The 17,248-nt window shown below is 74.8% G+C and carries 16 protein-coding genes and 3 tRNA genes; 10 read left to right on the top strand and 9 right to left on the bottom strand.

Going from position 1 to position 17,248, the window contains the following annotated elements:
- Nucleotides 1–28: 28 nt before the first annotated feature.
- Entirely contained in the window at nucleotides 29–799 is a 771-nt protein-coding gene (locus ACFVU9_RS04400) for a DNA polymerase beta superfamily protein (RefSeq protein ID WP_387589790.1), read from the bottom strand.
- A 174-nt stretch (nucleotides 800–973) separates the two neighbouring features.
- Here ACFVU9_RS04400 and ACFVU9_RS04395 point away from each other — a divergent pair, with 174 nt between their 5' ends.
- The 3 genes from ACFVU9_RS04395 (at nucleotide 974) to ACFVU9_RS04385 (ending at nucleotide 3,797) form a co-directional block, all read left to right on the top strand.
- The gene (locus ACFVU9_RS04395) at nucleotides 974–2,197 is read left to right on the top strand and encodes a DNA glycosylase AlkZ-like family protein (protein ID WP_387589787.1); all 1,224 of its coding nucleotides are present in this window, start codon (nucleotides 974–976) and stop codon (nucleotides 2,195–2,197) included.
- A gap of 37 nt (nucleotides 2,198–2,234) precedes the next feature.
- Entirely contained in the window at nucleotides 2,235–2,993 is a 759-nt protein-coding gene (locus ACFVU9_RS04390) for an SDR family oxidoreductase (protein ID WP_387589784.1), read from the top strand.
- Nucleotides 2,994–3,092: 99 nt separating this feature from the next.
- A complete protein-coding gene (locus ACFVU9_RS04385) occupies nucleotides 3,093–3,797 on the top strand; it encodes a tyrosine-protein phosphatase (protein ID WP_387589782.1) in 705 nt (234 codons plus the stop codon).
- A 24-nt stretch (nucleotides 3,798–3,821) separates the two neighbouring features.
- On the opposite strand, the gene ACFVU9_RS04380 is transcribed toward ACFVU9_RS04385, so the two are convergent.
- Entirely contained in the window at nucleotides 3,822–4,262 is a 441-nt protein-coding gene (locus ACFVU9_RS04380; protein WP_380440618.1) for an RICIN domain-containing protein, read from the bottom strand.
- Nucleotides 4,255–5,409: a low temperature requirement protein A gene (locus ACFVU9_RS04375; RefSeq protein WP_387589779.1), complete on the bottom strand. Its 1,155-nt coding sequence runs from the start codon at nucleotides 5,407–5,409 to the stop codon at nucleotides 4,255–4,257. The genes ACFVU9_RS04380 and ACFVU9_RS04375 overlap by 8 nt, the downstream gene beginning before the upstream one ends.
- Nucleotides 5,410–5,536: 127 nt before the next feature.
- On the opposite strand from ACFVU9_RS04375, the gene ACFVU9_RS04370 reads away from it, so the two are divergent.
- Nucleotides 5,537–6,631 (top strand): hypothetical protein, encoded by a 1,095-nt coding sequence (locus tag ACFVU9_RS04370; RefSeq protein ID WP_380440622.1) that lies wholly within the window; start codon nucleotides 5,537–5,539, stop codon nucleotides 6,629–6,631.
- Nucleotides 6,632–6,756: 125 nt separating this feature from the next.
- Nucleotides 6,757–7,095: a hypothetical protein gene (locus ACFVU9_RS04365; RefSeq protein WP_380440624.1), complete on the top strand. Its 339-nt coding sequence runs from the start codon at nucleotides 6,757–6,759 to the stop codon at nucleotides 7,093–7,095.
- Between the two features lie 16 nt (nucleotides 7,096–7,111).
- On the opposite strand, the gene ACFVU9_RS04360 is transcribed toward ACFVU9_RS04365, so the two are convergent.
- The 6 genes from ACFVU9_RS04360 to crcB (ACFVU9_RS04335) all read right to left on the bottom strand — a co-directional run bounded on the left by ACFVU9_RS04360 (nucleotide 7,112) and on the right by crcB (ACFVU9_RS04335) (nucleotide 12,852).
- Nucleotides 7,112–7,936 (bottom strand): TIGR02452 family protein, encoded by an 825-nt coding sequence (locus ACFVU9_RS04360; RefSeq protein WP_380440626.1) that lies wholly within the window; start codon nucleotides 7,934–7,936, stop codon nucleotides 7,112–7,114.
- Between the two features lie 231 nt (nucleotides 7,937–8,167).
- Complete coding sequence (locus ACFVU9_RS04355) at nucleotides 8,168–10,306, bottom strand: DEAD/DEAH box helicase (protein ID WP_387589775.1); 2,139 nt, start codon at nucleotides 10,304–10,306, stop codon at nucleotides 8,168–8,170.
- A 195-nt stretch (nucleotides 10,307–10,501) separates the two neighbouring features.
- Complete coding sequence (locus ACFVU9_RS04350) at nucleotides 10,502–11,209, bottom strand: hypothetical protein (RefSeq protein ID WP_380440630.1); 708 nt, start codon at nucleotides 11,207–11,209, stop codon at nucleotides 10,502–10,504.
- 283 nt (nucleotides 11,210–11,492) lie between these two features.
- Nucleotides 11,493–11,867 (bottom strand): fluoride efflux transporter CrcB, encoded by a 375-nt coding sequence (gene crcB / locus ACFVU9_RS04345; RefSeq protein ID WP_387589772.1) that lies wholly within the window; start codon nucleotides 11,865–11,867, stop codon nucleotides 11,493–11,495.
- Nucleotides 11,864–12,268: a DUF190 domain-containing protein gene (locus ACFVU9_RS04340; protein WP_387589769.1), complete on the bottom strand. Its 405-nt coding sequence runs from the start codon at nucleotides 12,266–12,268 to the stop codon at nucleotides 11,864–11,866. Before ACFVU9_RS04340 ends, crcB (ACFVU9_RS04345) begins: the two co-directional genes overlap by 4 nt.
- A gap of 83 nt (nucleotides 12,269–12,351) precedes the next feature.
- A complete protein-coding gene (gene crcB, locus ACFVU9_RS04335) occupies nucleotides 12,352–12,852 on the bottom strand; it encodes a fluoride efflux transporter CrcB (RefSeq protein WP_380504227.1) in 501 nt (166 codons plus the stop codon).
- 70 nt (nucleotides 12,853–12,922) lie between these two features.
- On the opposite strand from crcB (ACFVU9_RS04335), the gene ACFVU9_RS04330 reads away from it, so the two are divergent.
- The 5 genes from ACFVU9_RS04330 (at nucleotide 12,923) to ACFVU9_RS04310 (ending at nucleotide 17,228) form a co-directional block, all read left to right on the top strand.
- Entirely contained in the window at nucleotides 12,923–13,264 is a 342-nt protein-coding gene (locus ACFVU9_RS04330; protein WP_380440755.1) for a metallopeptidase family protein, read from the top strand.
- A 138-nt stretch (nucleotides 13,265–13,402) separates the two neighbouring features.
- Nucleotides 13,403–13,475, top strand: a tRNA-Glu gene (locus ACFVU9_RS04325).
- A 66-nt stretch (nucleotides 13,476–13,541) separates the two neighbouring features.
- Nucleotides 13,542–13,615, top strand: a tRNA-Asp gene (locus ACFVU9_RS04320).
- Between the two features lie 27 nt (nucleotides 13,616–13,642).
- Nucleotides 13,643–13,716 (top strand) — tRNA-Phe (locus ACFVU9_RS04315).
- A gap of 704 nt (nucleotides 13,717–14,420) precedes the next feature.
- Nucleotides 14,421–17,228: a helix-turn-helix transcriptional regulator gene (locus ACFVU9_RS04310; RefSeq protein WP_387589767.1), complete on the top strand. Its 2,808-nt coding sequence runs from the start codon at nucleotides 14,421–14,423 to the stop codon at nucleotides 17,226–17,228.
- Nucleotides 17,229–17,248 lie beyond the last annotated feature (20 nt).

Here is a 17,248-nt window from a genome sequence, read left to right as displayed (position 1 = left end):
GCCCCGTGTGGGGAGGGCCACCGCGATCCTACCCGGTGGGCCCCAGGGGTCCGCCAGTGGATTGGAGGGACTCGCCGGGGGCCGGGGGTGCCGGGGGCGGGGCGTAGTGGGCGGCGCGGACCCGGCGGAGCCAGGCCTCGGCGGGGCGCTGGTCGGGGGCGGCGGGGAGGACGCCGGGACGGTCGAGGCGGTCGGCGGCCGCGACGAGGACGGGGCGGGCGGCATCCGGGTCGTCGGCGATGCGTTCGCCGAGGTCGCGGATGCGTTCGGGGTCGGGCAGGCGGACGAGGTTGGTGCCGGTCTCGTGCAGGTGGACGGCCTGTTCGACGAGCCGCACCAGGTGGCGGGCGTGCTTGGCGGCGCGGCGCCGCGCGGCGGCGTCCGTGGTGTCGCGGGTCAGCAGCTTGCGGAACTGCTGGTCCGCGTAGCCGAGGTAGGCGTTCCGGACGGCCGGCGCACTGAGGAACGAGCTGCGGATGCCGATGAGTTCGTCGCCGAGCGGGGTGCGCGTCTCGTACAGGTCGTCGGGCAGCCAGACGAGTTCGGACGCGGTGGGGTTGCAGGAGAGCGCGAGGCGGCACCACTTGGCGGCCTCGTGCAGGGTGGCGTCCGGCCGGGTGGTCACGTGCGACTCGGCCGGGCGGTGCAGGCCGTGCAACTCCTCGGTGGGGGTGGCGAACAGGCCCAGCCGGTCGATGTCGGAGCCGGCGTGGGCGAAGCCGTACGCGGTCGAGCCGACGATGCCGGCGAGCAGGACGGCCCCGGGCGCTACGGGCGCTACGGGCACTGCGGAGGCCATGGGCACTACGGGCACTGCGGGCACTGCGGCAGCCATGGGCACTACGGGCATGCGCGTTCTCCTCTCGAACAGCTCGGTCGGCCGTGGCGGTGGTGATCGCATCCTCCCCGAGCCCGGCCGCGCCGGGCGACCGATTTCCTGCTCGGGGCCCGCCCGTCGGCCGATACTGGCCCCATGGAGCACGGACCGGAGACCCGCACCGACGCCGACACCGCGAAACTGCGCGCCTGGTGGTCGCACCGCCAGTGGCTGGACCGCCCGCACCCCGGCGCACCCGCCGCCGAGGTGCTGGCCGCCACCGGGTGGGCGCGGTCGGTGGGCGGCGCGGCACCGTACCTGGGGCTGTTCGCCCGGGCCGGGCTCCGCCGGGCGGCGGTGGACGCGGCCGTGGCGCGGCTGGAGGTGCACGAGCTGCCGGCGGCGCGCGGCTGCACGTACGTCCTGCCGGCCGCCGACTTCGCGCTCGGGCTGGCCGCCGGCGCCGCCGGACCGGTGGCCGAACTGACCTCCGCGGAGAAGCACTTGGGGGTCGGCCGGGACGAGGTGGAGAAGCTCTGCCTGGCCATCGAGCGCGTGTTGTCTGAGGCGGAGCCGCTGGACCCGACGTCGATCCGGGAGGAGGTCGGCGACGCCGTCCGGTCGCTCGGCGAGGCGGGGAAGAAACGCGGCGTCTCGACGACGCTGCCGCTCGCGCTCGGGCTGATGCAGTCGCGCGGACGGATCCGCCGGGTGCCCGTCAACGGCCGTCTGGACCAGCAGCGTTACGGCTACGTGGGCTGGGACCAGCCGGTCGCCGGAGGCACCGTCGACCTCGCCCGCCGCTACTTCTCCTGGGCCGCCCCAGCCACCCTGCGGCACTTCCGCTGGTTCTCCGGCTTCACCGCGGCCACCGCCCGCCGGGCCGTCGCCGAGGCCGGGCTGGTCCCGCTCGCACCCGGCTCGGAGTTCCTGATGCCGTCCGAACTGCTGGACGAGTACGCCGAGTTCAGGATCCCCGCCGAGCCGCGCTACACCCTGCTCGCGGGCATCGACGGCATCCACCTCCTGCACCGCGACCTGCCCCGGCTGCTCGACCCCGCCGACGCCGCACGCCCGCTGCCCGCCGGCCGGGCCGGGCGGTCGTTCGGCAGCGAGGCCGACCCGCAGACCCACGTGGTGCTCGACCGGGGCCGGATCGTCGGGCTGTGGGAGTACGACACCGAGCGCGCGGAGATCGTCCACCAGTCCTTCGTGCCGCCGGACGACGCGCTGCGCGAGGCGGTGGCCCGCACCGAGGCGTTCGTCCGCGACGAGCTCGGCGACGCGCGCGGGTTCAGCCTCGACTCGCCGAAGAGCCGCGCGCCGAAGATCGCGGCCCTACGGGCGGCGGCAGGCACCACGGACCGGGCCACCCGGTAGCGGCCACCGGGCAGTGGCCACCGGATAGCGTACGGACATGTCGACCACTCCCCCCGAGGTCCTGCTCGTCACCGGCGCGGGCCGCGGCATCGGCGCCGCCACCGCCCTGCTCGCCGCCCGCCGCGGCCACCACGTGTGCGTCAACTACCGGGCCGACGAGGCCTCGGCGGACGCCGTCGTGGCCGCCATCCGGGCCGAGGGCGGCACCGCCGTCGCCGTCCGGGCGGACGTCACCCGCACCGCCGAGGTGGAGCGGCTGTTCGCCACCGTGGACGCCGAACTCGGACCGCTCACCGGCCTGGTGAACAACGCGGGCACGCTGGAGCGGCAGTGCCGGCTCGAAGACCTCGACGAGGAGCGGCTGAACCGGATCTGGGCGGCCAACATCACCGGCCCGTTCCTGTGCGCGGCGCAGGCCGTCCGCCGGATGTCCACCCGGCACGGCGGTCGCGGCGGCGCCGTCGTCAACGTCTCCTCGGCCGCCTCCCGGCTCGGCTCGCCGAACGAGTACGTCGACTACGCCGCCGCCAAGGGCGCCGTCGACTCGATGACCCGCGGCCTCGCGCTGGAGGTCGCCGCCGAGGGCATCCGCGTCAACGCCGTCCGCCCCGGGCTGATCCACACCGGCATCCACGCCCTGGGCGGCGAGCCCGGCCGGGTCGACCGGGTCGGCCCCACCCTGCCGATGGGGCGCGGCGGGCGGCCGGAGGAGGTCGCCGAGACGATCCTCTTCCTCCTCTCCCCGGCCTCGTCGTACATGACGGGAGCGTTCCTGGACGTCGCCGGCGGACGCTGAGAACGGTCCGCCCGAGGTGACCGGACGTCACCCGGCGGCACCGAAAGGCCTCCTCCGGTTTCCTTCCGCCACCACCGCCCGCACCCGTACCGTGGTGCCATGACCGACGCCATCGACGCCTTCATCGACATCCCCGGCGTGCGCAACTTCCGCGACGCCGGGGGCATCGGCACCCTCCGCCGCGGTGTGCTCTACCGCTCCGGCTCCTTCCACACCCTCACCGAGGAAGGCGCCCGGCGCCTCAAGGCCCTCGGTCTGCGCACCGTGGTCGACCTGCGCAGCGCGTTCGAGCTGGAGGTCTGGCCCGACCTGCGGCACGGCCTCGACCACGAGACCCTCCACGTGCCGACCCTCCCCGCCGACCGCGAGGACGACGAGCACCCGTGGCCCGAGGACCAGGCCGCGCTCTACCCCTTCATGGCCCGCACCGGCGGCCCGTCGATCGCCGCGACCGTCCGCCGCCTGGCCGCCCCGGAAGCCGTCCCGGCCGTCGTCCACTGCGCGGTCGGCAAGGACCGCACCGGCCTCACCATCGCGGTCGTCCAGTCCCTCCTCGGCGCCTCCGAGGCCGAGATCACCGCCGACTTCCTGCGCTCCAACGCCGGCCTCGGCCTCCTCGACGGCCCCACCCCGTACGTCGACGAAACCGGCACCGAACGCGTCTCCCGCCCGGTCTCCGCCGCCCTCCTCGCCTCCTCCCTCGCCTGGATCGAAACCCACCACGGCTCCATCCCCGCCTACCTCGCCCCCCACGGCATCACCGACACCGACCTCACCGCCCTCCGCACCAACCTCTCCGCCTGAGCGAACCGCCGAAGCCCCACCCGCTTACCCCCGGCGTTCCAGGTGCCACCACTGTGTCGGGGAGTCGGTGTCCTCCCGCTGCTCGACCCCGCCCTCGGTGGCCGTCAGGGGTTTGCCGCTGATGAAGCTCGTGATGGTGTAGGTGCCCGGGGCGTCGTCGTGGTGTTCGAGGAGCCATTCCTGGGCGCCGAAGGCGTTGGCGGACCACTGCTGGATGGGGACGCCGTCGTCGGGGGAGGCGTTGGTGACGTCGAGGCGTTTGCCGCTGTTGGCGTTCTCCAGGTGGTAGAGGGCGCCGCCGGGGTGGACGGCGGTGAGGTGCCAGAGCTGGGCGTCGGTGCCGGTGGCCTCGCCGCAGCGGATGCGGGCTCCGCTGCGGCGGCTGCCGTCGGCGACTTCGAGGAGCAGGCCGTCGGCGGCGTTGCGGATCAGGTAGGCGCCGTCCGTGATCGCGGTGTCAGTCACGGGGGAAGTCTGCCACCGGGGACCGACGGGCTTCGTAGGTGAAGGCGGCGGCGAGGACGGTGGCGGTGGCCGCGACCTGGGCGAGGGCGGAGACGGTGGTGCCGAGCCGGACGGTGGCGAGCAGGAGGGCCGCCGCGACGAGCCGGGGCGCGTTCGGGGTGAGGCGGAAGGTGCGGCGGACGGCGGTGTTGACGACGAGGTAGAGCGCGATGCCGCCGGCGAGGGCGCCGGCCTGCGGGAGGGTGATCGGGGCCCCCGGGTGGGCGACGGCGGACTTGACCCCGGCGGCGAACAGCAGGATGCCGAGCAGGAGTCCGCCGTGCCCGAGGTAGTAGACGGTGACGGCGGTCCAGTTGCGGCGCGCGGACGTGAGGGCGGCCATGTGGTGCTCGGCGCGGGCGTCGTCGTCGTGCCCGAAGTAGGCCCACCAGAGCCCGACGCACACGGCGAGGCTGAGCAGGGCGACGGCGACGAGGGGCAGGGTGAGGTCCAGGCCGCCGGCGCCGACGCCGATCGCGATGACGGACTCGCCGAAGGCGATGATCACGATCAGTCCGTGGCGTTCGACGAAGTGGTCGGCGCGGAGCCGGAACTCGGGCAGCCGGGCGACCCGCGGGGTCACGAACTGCATGGCGAAGGCGGCGGCCCAGAAGGCGAGTTGGAGGGTGCCCGTGCAGTAGCCGCCGGTCACGACCAGCGCGCCGCCCACCAGGTTGGCCCCGCCCATCCGCAGCACGGCGGGCAGCGCGACGCCGGAGGCCGCGAACATGCCGGTGTGCACGGCGACGACCACCAGGTACGCCCAGCCGAACGCGACGCCGCTGCCCTCGAAGGCGTGCGGGACGGACAGCGACATCACCAGGAACGCGCCCATGGCGAGCATGAGGAGGCCGCGCCGGCGGTGGTTGCTGGGCGGCATGGCGTTGGTGAGCCAGATGAAGGCGTCGTACATCCACCAGATGACCGCCAGCATGACGAGCACCTGGACGAGGCCGTCGACGGTGAGGTGGTGGGCCAGGCTGCCGGTGAGCTGGGTGATCGTGAAGACGAAGACGAGGTCGAGGAAGAGTTCGAGCGGGGCGACCTTCAGGGCGGGTTCCGCCTCGGTGCCGGGGCCGGGGACTCGTATCGGATGGGGCGCAGTCACCGCGTGAGTATGCGTCACGGTGCCTTCGCCGCGCCGCTGCTTCCGCCGACGCACGCACCCCACGCGGCCCCGCACGGCCCCCGCTCCGCTCCCCGCCCCGCCCCGCCCGCCGCCTATGCTGCGGCGAATGGCCTCCCAGCACACCCCCACGCCCCATCAGCAGCCCACCTTCGCCGAGGCGGTGGCCGTCCTGGAGGCGGTGGTCGCGGCGGAGGACGAGGAGCGGTTCGGCCCGGCGCTCGGCCTGGTCGGCGGGCTCTTCGGCCCGGCCGGCCCGGAGGAGGTGGCGACCGCCGGGCCCCGGCTGGCGGCGCTGCTGCCGGACGCGCCGCCGTTCCCGCGTTCGCACCTGGCGATGCTCGTGGGCGCCTGCGTCGAGCGGGGCGCCGATCCGTCGGCGTGCGCGGGCCCGGTGCTGGCCGGGCTGCGGGGCGCGTTGACGGGCGCGCAGCGGCTCGTGGAGCGGTGGGAGGCGACGGGCGGCGGTCCGCTGCCCGATCCGGAGGAGGACGACCCGGGCGCGGCCCACGGGCGGATCGCGGATCCGGCCGTCCTGGACGCCTGGCAGGCGCACCTGGCCGTCGTCGGCTGGTGGACGCTGGAGCTGTGGCAGCGCGCCGCGTGGGCGGTGCTGGCGCACGCGCCGGTGCGGGCGGAGGCGCGCGCCTCGGGCGTGACGGCCGTGCTGCTGGAGTTGATCGCCCGGTACGGCGGTGAGCGGCACGACCTCAAGGGCCTCTCGTACCTGGCCCAGGTGCTCGACGACGAACCGCTGCTGGTGCTGGACCGGCCGACGGGCACGGGCTACCTGCTCCGCATGGACGGCCTGAGCGACACCTTCCAGCTGCACACGCTCCTCGCCGACGTGCTGATCGGCGGCGGCCACCTGCCGGGCGTCCGGCAGGACCCGGAGGTCGTGGCGCTGTGCCGCACGGCGCACCCGGACGGCCGCCGCCTGATCGCGGCCGGCGCGTTCAACCTGGTGGCGCCGGACGGCTCGTGGCTCTGGAACGAGGGGACGCCGGCCGACATCCCGGTGCTGGACGGTGTTCGGACGCTGGTGCTGGAGCCGCAGCCGTACGAGCGGACGTGGTCGGCGGGCCGGTTCATCCCGGACCTCCCGGGCGACCTGCGGCTGGAGCGCGTGCTGTCCCCGGCGGAGGCGGCCGAGCGGCTGTCGCGGACGGTGCCCGCGCAGACCGCCGCGCAGGCGTTCCGCTAGGACCACGGCAGTAAGCACCAAGGGCCACGGCACTAGGCACCAAGGGCCGCGAGCGGGTGCCCGAGCGCGTGGAGTTATGGTCGGAAGCCGGAACGCATCCCCCGAGCGGACGAGTGGAGTCGACGATGGCGAAGGTCCCGAACGTGATCGCGGACGGCGCGCCCGCCGCCCTGACCGCCGCGAGCGGCCTGGTCGGCGGCTACGGCGTGGCCCGCTGGACCGGGCGGCGCGAGCTGGGCGGCGCGGTGCTGGCGGTGGCCGGTGCCGGGGCGGCCGCGCAGTGGCACCGCCGTTCGGGCGCGCGGACGGCGGCCGTGCTGACCGGGCTGTACGTGGTGGCCTTCGGCGGCTCGCACCCGCTGGCGAAGCGGATCGGCGCGTGGCCGTCCGTGTTCGCCGTCACCGGGGTGGTCGCCGCCGCCTCGGCCGTGGCGACGGCGCTGTCCGGCCGCGCCGAGGCCTGACCGGCCGCCGAAGCGCTCAGCCGGTGAACCGGGCCTCGAACGCGGCCCGGTTCGCCGACACCGGCGAGCGGTCCCACACCGCGAACACGACGCGCTCGAAGGCGGCCCCGTACCGGGCCAGCGCGCCCTCGAAGGCCTCGGCGACCTCCGCCGGGTCGTTGCCGAACACGCCGCAGCCCCACGCCCCGAGCACCAGCGTGCGGACCTCGTGCCGGGCCGCCGCCGCGAGCACCCGCACGGCCCGCTCGGCGAGCACGCCGCGGACGTCGACGCCGGGCGAACGCCGGGCCAGCTGGCCCGCGTTGGGCGCGGGCGAGGTCAGGAACGTGACGGGGTAGGGCCGGGCGAGGAGGGCGCCGCCCTCGCCCCGGACGACGGGCACGCCGGGCGAGACGATCACCCGGTGGCTGTACCGGAGGTCGGTGGAGGCGCGGTGCGCCTCGTAGTAGTCGGGCGCCTCCAGCAGGCAGGTGTAGAGGAGCGCGCTGCGGCAGAGGTCCTCCTCCTGGGCGCGGGCGCCGCGCAGGTATCCGCCGCCGGGGTTGCGCGCGGACGCGAAGTTGAGCACCCCGACCGGTCCCGCGCCGGCCTCGACCAGGCGCCGCGCGGCCTGGACGCTGCCCTCGGCCGTCACCTCGACCGCCCCGCGGCCCGGCCCGGGACCTGGGCTGCCGGCCCGTAGGAGGGCGTCCAGCGCGGCCGGCGCATACGACACCGTCCCGGCCCGGGCCGCCGCCAACTGATCGCCCACCTCGACGAGTTCACCCCCGGTCGCCCGGTAGCTCCCCCGCGCGGCGATCTCCTCGTTCACCACGGCCACACCGTGCAGTCTGCTGCTCATGGGCCCGACGCTAATGGACTTCCCTCAGCCCGCGCCACAGGTTATTCTCACTCCAAGAACAACACCTCGGGGGGAAACGTCCAGAGGGTCCCAGGGGGGTATCGGGGGATATCGGGGACCCAGGGGGACGCCGGGGAAGTTCCGGGGGGAACGCCGAAGGGCCCGCTCCACAAGTGGAGCGGGCCCTTCGTCCGTCAGCCGGCGGTTTCGTCAACTACCGGCGGTACGGGTTCAGTTCTTCCAGCGCGGCTTGCGGTCGTCGCGGTTGAAGCCGCCGCGGTCCTCGCGGTTGAAGCCGCCGGAGCGGGCACCGCGGTCGTCGCGGTCACGACCGCCGCCGAAGCCCGAGGACTGCGGACGGCCGCCGGAGCGGTGGTCGTCACGGCGCGCGAACGGACGGCTGCTGCTGCCGCGCTCGTCGCGGTCACGGCCGAAGGACGGGCGGTCGCCGAAGGAGCGGGCCGGACGGTCGCCGAAGGAACGGCCGCCACGGTCGTCGCGGTCACGGTTGAAGCCGCCGCGGTCGTCACGGTTGAAGCCACCGGAACGGGCACCGCGGTCGCCGCGGTCGTCACGGTTGAAGCCGCCCGAACGGGCACCGCGGTCGCCGCGGTCATCGCGGTTGAAGCCACCGGAGCGGGCGCCGCGGTCGTCACGGTCACGGCCGCCGAAGCCACCGCGGTCACGGTCGAAACCGCCCGAACGACGGTCGTCGCGGTCACGGTCGCGGCCGAAGGCCGGACGCTCGCTGCGGGCCTCGCGGTAGGCCGGGGTCCGCTCCTCGGCGGCCGGGCCGGACTGCGCCGGCACGGCGACCGCGGCGTCGGCGGCCGGGGCACCCTCGGCGACGGTGTCGTCCTCCGCGGCCGGGGCCTCGTCCTCGATGCCCAGCTCGGCCCGCTCGCGCGCCGCACGGGCGGCGAGGCGGTCGGCCTCCTCGCGCAGCTCGGTGGCGCGGCGCTGCGCGCGCTCCAGCTGGCGGGTCATGTCGGCGAGCTCGCGCTCGGCGGCACCGGCGATGTTCGCGGCGCTCTCGGCCTGCACCTCGGTCAGCGAGCGGGCGCCGGTGATCTTGGCGACCTCGGCGTCGAACGCGTGGTCCAGGATGTGGCGGCTGGCGTCGACGCCCGCGTCCTCCATGAGGCGGAAGACGCCGCGGCGCTGGTGCGGCAGCACCAGGGTGACGACGGCGCCGGAGCGGCCGGCCCGCGCGGTGCGGCCGGAGCGGTGCAGGTAGTCCTTGTGGTCGCCGGCCGGGTCCACGTTGAGGACCAGGTCGATGCCGTCGACGTGGATGCCGCGGGCGGCGACGTCGGTGGCGACGACGACGTTGACGTAGCCGTCCTTGAAGTCGCCGAGGACGCGGGTGCGGGCGCCCTGGGTCATGCCGCCGTGCAGCGCGTCGGCCTTCACGCCGGCCTCGATGAGCTGCTCGGCGACGCGGTCGGCGCCCATCTGGGTGCGGACGAAGATGATCGTGCGGCCCTTGCGGGCGGCGATCGCGTTGGTGATCGGCGCCTTGTCCTTGGGCTTCACCACGAGGATGTGGTGGGTCATGGTGGTGACGGCGCCGGCCGACGGGTCGACCTCGTGGGTGACCGGGTTCTTCAGGTAGCGCTTGACCAGGGTGTCGATCTCGTTCTCCAGGGTGGCGGAGAACAGCAGGCGCTGGCCGCCGGCCGGCACCTGGTCGAGGATCTCGGTGACCTCGGGCAGGAAGCCCATGTCGGCCATCTGGTCGGCCTCGTCGAGCACGACGGTGCGGACGTCGGCCAGCTTGGCGCTGCCGCGGTTCAGCAGGTCGCGCAGACGGCCGGGGGTGGCGACCAGGATGTCGACGCCGCGCTCCAGCGCGTAGATCTGGTTCGACATCGAGGTGCCGCCGCAGACGACCTTGAGCTTGAGCCCGAGCACCGAGCCGAACGGCTCCAGCGCGTCGGCCACCTGCATGGCCAGCTCACGGGTCGGGACGAGGATCAGGCCGCGCGGGTGCTTGGGCTTGGTGCGCTCGCCGTCGGCGAGGCGGGTGAGCAGCGGCAGACCGAAGCTGAGGGTCTTGCCGGAGCCGGTGCGGCCGCGGCCGAGCACGTCCTTGCCGGCCAGGGCGTCCGGGATGGTCGCGGCCTGGATCGGGAACGGGGTGGTCACGCCGCGCTTGGCGAGGGCGCGCACGACGTCGTCGTGCAGGCCCAGGTCGCCGAAGGTGATGGTGGGCTCGGCGGACTCGACGGCGTCGGTCTCGACGACCTCGACGACCTCGGTCTCGGTGGTCTCGACGGCCTCGACGGCGTCGGACTCGGGGGTGGTGGTGACATCGGCGGCGGACTCGCTCGCGGGCATGGCGAAGCGGGCGTCGTCAACGAGAGACATGCAAAACCTTCCGGAAGTGGCACGCGCCAAAGTCCGGGGTTCTGTTTCACAACCGCCTCTATGCGGTCAGCCACGGATCGCCGGTACGCGCCAAGGGCGCCAGATGGGAGTAGGGCGCCAGACAAATGAATCAAACGAACGATCTACCACCATAGAGGATCCTCGGGATCGGAGGCAAATGCCCTGGCCATCCCCCTAATGCGGGGCCGGGCGGGGGCTCGGGGCCGAGGAACCGGAGCTGCCGGAGGACGGTTCCGGGGCCGGCGGGACGGTCGCGGCGGGCGAGGAGTGCTCGGGCTCGGGGGTCGTGGACGGGTGAGCGCTGGGCGTGGCCGAAGGGGCGCCCGAAGTGCCGCCGCCGGACCGGCCCTCGCCGGTGCCACCGGCGCCGGAGCCCGCCGAGCCGCCCGTGCCCGCCGTTCCGCCGCCCGCCGACGAGCCGCCGCCCGGCTTGGGTGCGGGGCTGGCGCTCACGCCCCCGGCCGCGCCGTTCGCGCCCGGCGATCCCTCCGCCGCGGGGGCGCCCGGTACCGGGATCACGCCCGCCGTGGCCGCGTTCGCGCCGGGCGCCGGCTCGCCCGGAGCCTGTGACGTGCCCCCGGCAGGCGCGTTCTCCGTCTGCGAGCCCCCCTGCCGCTCCGAGCGCCCGGACGCACCCCCGAGGTGCCCGCCGCCCGCCGGGGCCGAGGGGCCGCCCGTCGCCCCCGGCTTGGCCGCCGGACCGGCCTGGCCCACCGGCGCGACGCCGCCGGGCTTCTCCTCCGCCGCCGGGCCGACCGACATGCACCCCGTCAACCCCAGCCCGGCCACCGCCAGCAACGCCGCCGCCCGCACCACACCGGTCCGCAGGTGCGCGCCCCGCGCCTGCTCCGCCGCCTGCGCCCGCGCCGAAACCGTACGCACCGCCGTCCGAACCGCCCGCACCGAAGCCACCGAGCTCCCTCTCTACCGCCCCACCCTGGCCGCCCCATGCGCGCGGCCGCTCCCGGTGCCCAACGCGCGCCGGGCCCGGCGGGACACGGGCGGCGCACGAGGAAGCCGCTGGCCGCCAACCACCCGGCCCAACGCCGTTGGTTCAAACGCGTGTCGGTTGGAATTCACCCCTGCGGGGGAGCGCAGAACGGCGGCCCGTCACTCCCGAGAGCGTCAGCCCAGAGCACCACCCCATCAAGTCACCCCCAGAGCGTCACCCCCAGAGCGCCGAGGCCAGCTCCGCCCCCGCGTAGACCGCCGCCAGGCCGGCCACCAGACTGCCGGCCACGTTCGCCACCGCGTACCGCCCGGCCCCGGTCTCCACCAGCCGCAGCGTCTCGTACGAGAACGTCGAATACGTCGTCAGCGCCCCGCAGAACCCCGTCCCGACCAGCAACTGGACGTGCGGGGACGCGGCCCCCGCCGCGACCGCACCGGTCACCAGGCCCAGCACCGCGCAGCCGACGGCGTTCACCACGAACGTCCCCCACGGGAACACCGAGTCGTGCCGGGACTGCACCGCCCGGTCCGTCAGGTACCGCATCGGCGCCCCGACCACGGCCCCCGCCACCACCAACAGCCAGTTCACTTCCCGTCCTCCCCGGCCCCGGGCGCTCCGGCCGCACCGGCCGCACCGGCCGCACCGGCCGCGCCCGCCGAACCCGTCCGCCCGACGTACCGCACGACCTCGCACGGGTCGAGCACCACCAGCCCCTCGGCGACCAACTCGTCCAGTTGCGGCAGGAAGCCCCGCACCCGCTGCTCCTCGTCCACGATCACCACCGCCACCGGCAGGTCCTCGCTCAGCGACAGCAGCCGCGTCGTGTGCACCAGCGACGACGCCCCGAACCCCTCGATCCCCCGGAAGACGCTCGCCCCGGCCAGCCCGGCGGCGCGCGCCCGGTGCACGATCTCGCTGTACAGCGGCCGGTGGTGCCAGCGGTCGTTCTCCCCGACCAGCACCGTCAGCCGCAGCGCCGGGCCGCTCATGCGCCCGCCTCGCTGCGCTCGGCGGTCGCTTCGCGAAACGCGCACCTCTTGGTCTGTTCGCTCGCTCCGCTCGCTCACGTCACTCATGCCCCACCGCCTTCCCGAGCGCCGCGGTGGATCAGACGCCGCGTCACCACGGCCGCCGTCCAGACCGCGAGGAGCGCCCCCGCGAGCGTCAGCCCGAGGTACGCCAGGCCGGGGCCGAGCCGGTCCGCCTCGATCAGGCGCCGGATGTCCACCGCGTACGTCGAGAACGTGGTGAACCCGCCCAGCACGCCCGTCCCGAAGAACGGCCGCAGCAGCGGGTGCGCCGGGCGGCCCTCGGTGATCGCCACCAGGAAGACCCCGATCACCGCGCAGCCGACCACGTTGATCAGCAGCGTCGTCCACGGGAACGCGCTCGGCCCGTCCGTCCACGCCAGCCCGGCCGCGTACCTGGCCACCGCGCCGACCGCCCCGCCCAGCGCGATCACCGCGACGGCCGGCCCCTGCCCGCGCAGCACCGGCGGGCGCGGCCGCGCCACCGCCGCGACCGGCGGCACCGTCCGTGCCACGTCGTCCACCGTCCCGTCCGAGGTCGTCATAGGGCCATGAAACACCGGCTCCCACCACCTGGCACGCCCCCGTCCCAGAACCGACAATGATCCGGTGGAGATGACCCGGGAAGAGTTCGAGACGCTGGTCGGCGACGCGCTCGACCTGATTCCCCCGCAGCTCGCGGCCATGATGGACAACGTCGCGGTGTTCGTCGAGGACGAGCCGGACCCCGCCGACCCCGAGCTCCTCGGCCTCTACGAGGGCACCCCGCTCACCGAGCGCGGCGAGTGGTACGCCGGGGTCCTCCCGGACCGGATCATCATCTACCGCGGTCCCACCCTCCGGCACTGCGAGACCCGCGAGGAGGTCGTCGAGGAGGTCCGCATCACCGTGATCCACGAGGTCGCCCACCACTTCGGCTTCGACGACCACGAGCTCCACGACCTCGGCTGGTCCTGACCCCTCCCGGAGGGCCGCCGGCACCCGGCCCGACCGGCCGCCGCTCCACCCGGCCGGAACCCGTTTTGGCGATCCGCCCGACATCCCATATGCTTCTCGACGTCCCCGAACGCTGGAACACAGCGGGACAGGCCGCAAGCCCTCATCGTCTAGTGGCCCAGGACGCCGCCCTTTCAAGGCGGTAGCACGGGTTCGAATCCCGTTGGGGGCACGCAGTACCGCAGTACCCGTAGTAAAGTGCAGTGCCGCAAGACCTGGTGGCCCACCAGCCACCTAAGGTCCCGTGGAGCAGTTGGTTAGCTCGCCACCCTGTCAAGGTGGAGGTCGCGGGTTCAAGTCCCGTCGGGATCGCTCGTCTCGCAAGAGACGGTGCAGTACGGCCAGGTAGCTCAGTTGGTACGAGCGTCCGCCTGAAAAGCGGAAGGTCGCCGGTTCGACCCCGGCCCTGGCCACCGCCAGGAAGGCCCCGGAGAGATCACTCTCCGGGGCCTTCGCCGTTTGCGCGTGCCATCAGCAGGCGGGCCGTGTGACGCGGATCATGATCTCCGCCTTCCGCCGCACCCCATCCACCGCACCCGCCACACCCGCCACCACGGCCCCCGGAGCGGGCCGAGCGGGCCCTTCGAGCCGGAGGACGCCCGGGGGCACCAGGCGGCGCCAGAGGACCCGCCAGGGCCCCCAACCCCCGGAGCACACCGGTGGGACGCCTGGCCGGCCCTTCGAGCGCCGACGGCCGGCCACATCGACCACCAACGGCCCGCCCTTCGTCCGACGCCGGGATATGCGGCCTCCGGACCGTGCGCGCAGCACCGTTTTCAAAGGCCGTTTATACGTCCGCATCCGGTGAATAATGCGGCCCTGATTTCGAATTTTCCAGAGCGTCGCATAAATATGCAGACCCGGCGGATTTGAATGTCATGTGCAGCCGCCCTGACGCCCGGTCACCCCTGTGACCTGGTGCGGTATAGTTCCGCTCATCTGGGGGGATGCGCGCGGTTGTCAGTGGAACGGGCTACGGTTCCACTGAATTCACAGCGCGGCCGACATCGGTGCGGGGATCTCCCAGGAACACCGTGGAACGGCTACGCCGAGGTCGCGATCCCCATCGCATCGCGCCGCGGCGGCGCAGCCATGAATGCAATTTCGGGGGAATGCATTGGCGCAATCAAGGACCTTTCTCGCCGACCGGGACAATGAGTTCCGGGAACTGCTCGACGCGCTCTCCGAGGTCCGGTCCGGGCGCGCGGCCGTCACCGTGGTCGACGGCCCCTCGGGGCTGGGGAAGACCGCTCTCCTCGACGCCCTGGGCCGGGAGGCGCGGGACCAGGAGATGACGGTGTTGAGGGCCCGCTGCAGCATCGTCGAGCGCGACTTCCACTTCGGCGCCGTCCGCCAGCTCCTCGCTCCCGTGCTCGGCGCTCCGGCCGCGCGGCGCCCGGCCGCCGCGCAGAAGGCGGAGGCGGTGCTGGAGGGGATGCCCTACCGGATGCCCGAGCCCGGTTCGGCGGCCGCCGACTTCGACCGGCTGGCGTCGCTGTGCGCGCCCGTCCTGCAACTGGCCGAGGAGCGGCCGGTGGTCCTGGCGGTGGACGACGTCTGCTGGGCCGACGAGTACTCGTCCCAGTGGCTGGCGTTCCTGGCGCGCCGACTGGACGACGTCCCGGTGCAGCTCGCCGTCGTTTCCCGGGGCTCGCTGCCGAACGCCGGCGGTGAGCTGGTCCACGAGCTGATGCAGCACCCGGCGTGCCGGGTGGTCCAGCCCGGGCTGCTGACCGTGGAGGGCGCGGCCCGGGTCGTCGCCGAGGGCGTCGGTCCCGGGGCCGCCGAGGCGTTCGGCCCGGAGTTCCACGCGATGACCGGGGGCAACCCCGCCCTGGTCGCCGCCCTGGTCCGCGAGCTGGGCAGGACGGGCGGGCTGCCGGAGACCACCGGGCTCGTTCGCCCCGGCGCGGTCGGTGAGCGGGTGCTGCCGACCGCGTTGCGGGCCCTGCTCCGCCGGGAGCCGCCCGTGGTGCTGCGGGTGGCCGGTCTGCTGGCCGAACTGGGCGTCGACACCGGGACCGACGTCCTGCGGACCGTCACCGGGCTGGAACAGCCGCTGCTCGACCATGCGGTGACCGCCCTGGAGGGCAGCGGGCTGCTCGCCGCCGGTCCGGCCGGGCGGTTCTGCCACCCGCAGGTCTCGGAGTCGCTCGCCGGCCTGCTCGCGGCCACCGACCGGGCCATCGCGCACGCCGACACCGCGCGGGCGCTGTTCCGGGCCCGGGCGGCCGCGGAACGGATCGCGGCCCACGTGGTGGCCGGCGCGAGCACCGGCGAGCCGTGGCGGGTGGAGGTGCTGCGCCGGGCCGCACGGTCCGCGGGCGAGCGGGGCGACACGGCCGCGGCCGTCCGCTTCCTCCGGCACGCGCTCACCGAGACCGCCTCGACGGAGGTCCGGCACCGGCTCCTGGTGGAGCTGGGCACCGCCGAGGCCCACAGCGACCTGAACGACTGCGTGCGGCACCTCGGCGAGGCCGAGACCCTGAGCACCGATCCCGAGCAGCGGGCGGAGTTCGTGCCGTTGCTCGCCCGCGCCCTGGTCCAGTCGGGGCTGCCCCGCCCGGCGATCGACCTGCTCGACCGCACGGCGGCGGAACTCTCCGACACGAACCGGCTGCTGCTGCCGATCCTGAGCCTGCGCGCCGTCATTCCCGACGGGGGACGGCCCGCCTGCTGGGGTTCCCTGACCACCCGCGGGCCGCGGGCGGAGCCCACCGGCCGGACGCCGGACGAGCGCGGGCTGCTGGCGGCGCTCGCGATGCGGTCCGTGATCGCCCTGGACGGCGCCGACCGTGCCGGAGAACTCGCCGGGAACGCCCTGCGCGGGTTCCACCCGGCGCAGGACCAGGCCCAGACCGCCGTGCTGGCCGTGACCGCCCTGCTCGACGCCGACCGGATCGAGACCGCCCGTCGCGGGGCCTCGGAGATCCGGGCGGCCGACCTCGCGCACTGGCCGCCGGCCGCGCGGGCGGTGACGGCCGCGGTCCGGGCACGGCTGCGCCACCGGACCGGTGAGCTGGCCGCGGCCCTGGACGAGGCCGAGCACGCCCTGGCCCTGTCGGACGAGCCGCACCCGTACCTGCCGCACGTCGTCGCGGCCGCCGTGCAGGTCCTGCTGGAGACCGACCGGGTCGAGGCCGCGGCGGAGCTCGTCGAACGCGTCACCGGGGCCGCCGGCCACGCCGGCTGGACGTGGCCGTACTTCCTGGAGGCCCGCGCGCGCGTGCGCATGGCCCAGGGCCAGGCCGCGGCGGCGCTGCGGGACCTCATGGAGTGCGGACGGCTCATGGAGGAGCTCTGGGGGGACAATCCGGGCCGGATCGCCTGGCGCTCCCGGGCGGCGGTCATCGAGCACCGGCTGAACCGCCCGGAGGCGGCCCAGGAGTTCGCCGCCCAGGAGGTGGAGCAGGCGCAGGCCTGGGGTGCCCCGGTGGTGCTGGCCCGGGCCCTGCGGGTGGCCGCGCTGGTCGGTCCCAGGGCGCTGGCCCGGACGGGCCTGGAGGACTCGGTGGCGCTGCTGGAGAACGCGTCCGATCCGCTGGAGCTCGCCCGATCGGTGACGGCGCTCGGCACCCTGCTCGCCGCCACCGGGCACACGGACGCCGGACGGGCCCGGTTGCGCCAGGCCCTCGCGCTCACCCAGGCCGCCGGGGCCACCGCGCTGGCGGGCCGCGTGCACAACGAGCTGCTGGCCACCGGCGCCCGCCCGCGGCGGCTCCCGCAGGTCGGGCCGGAGTCGCTGACCCCGAGTCAGCAGCGGATCGCCCGACTGGCCGCCGAGGGGCTGAGCAACGAGGACATCGCGGCCCGGCTCTACATCACCCGGCGCACGGTGGAGTTCCATCTGACGCACGCGTACCGGAAGTTGTGCATCGACGGACGGGTCGGCCTGCGCGCCGCGCTGTTCGGGGAGGCGGCCTAGGCGCTGGCCGGCCCGGGGCT

Origin of the sequence: Kitasatospora sp. NPDC057936, assembly GCF_042887525.1 — a bacterium.
In the GTDB taxonomy this organism is placed as follows: Bacteria; Actinomycetota; Actinomycetes; order Streptomycetales; family Streptomycetaceae; genus Kitasatospora.
The sequence above is the reverse complement of the archived record's forward strand: the minus strand, read 5'-3'. Positions and strand labels throughout refer to the sequence as shown.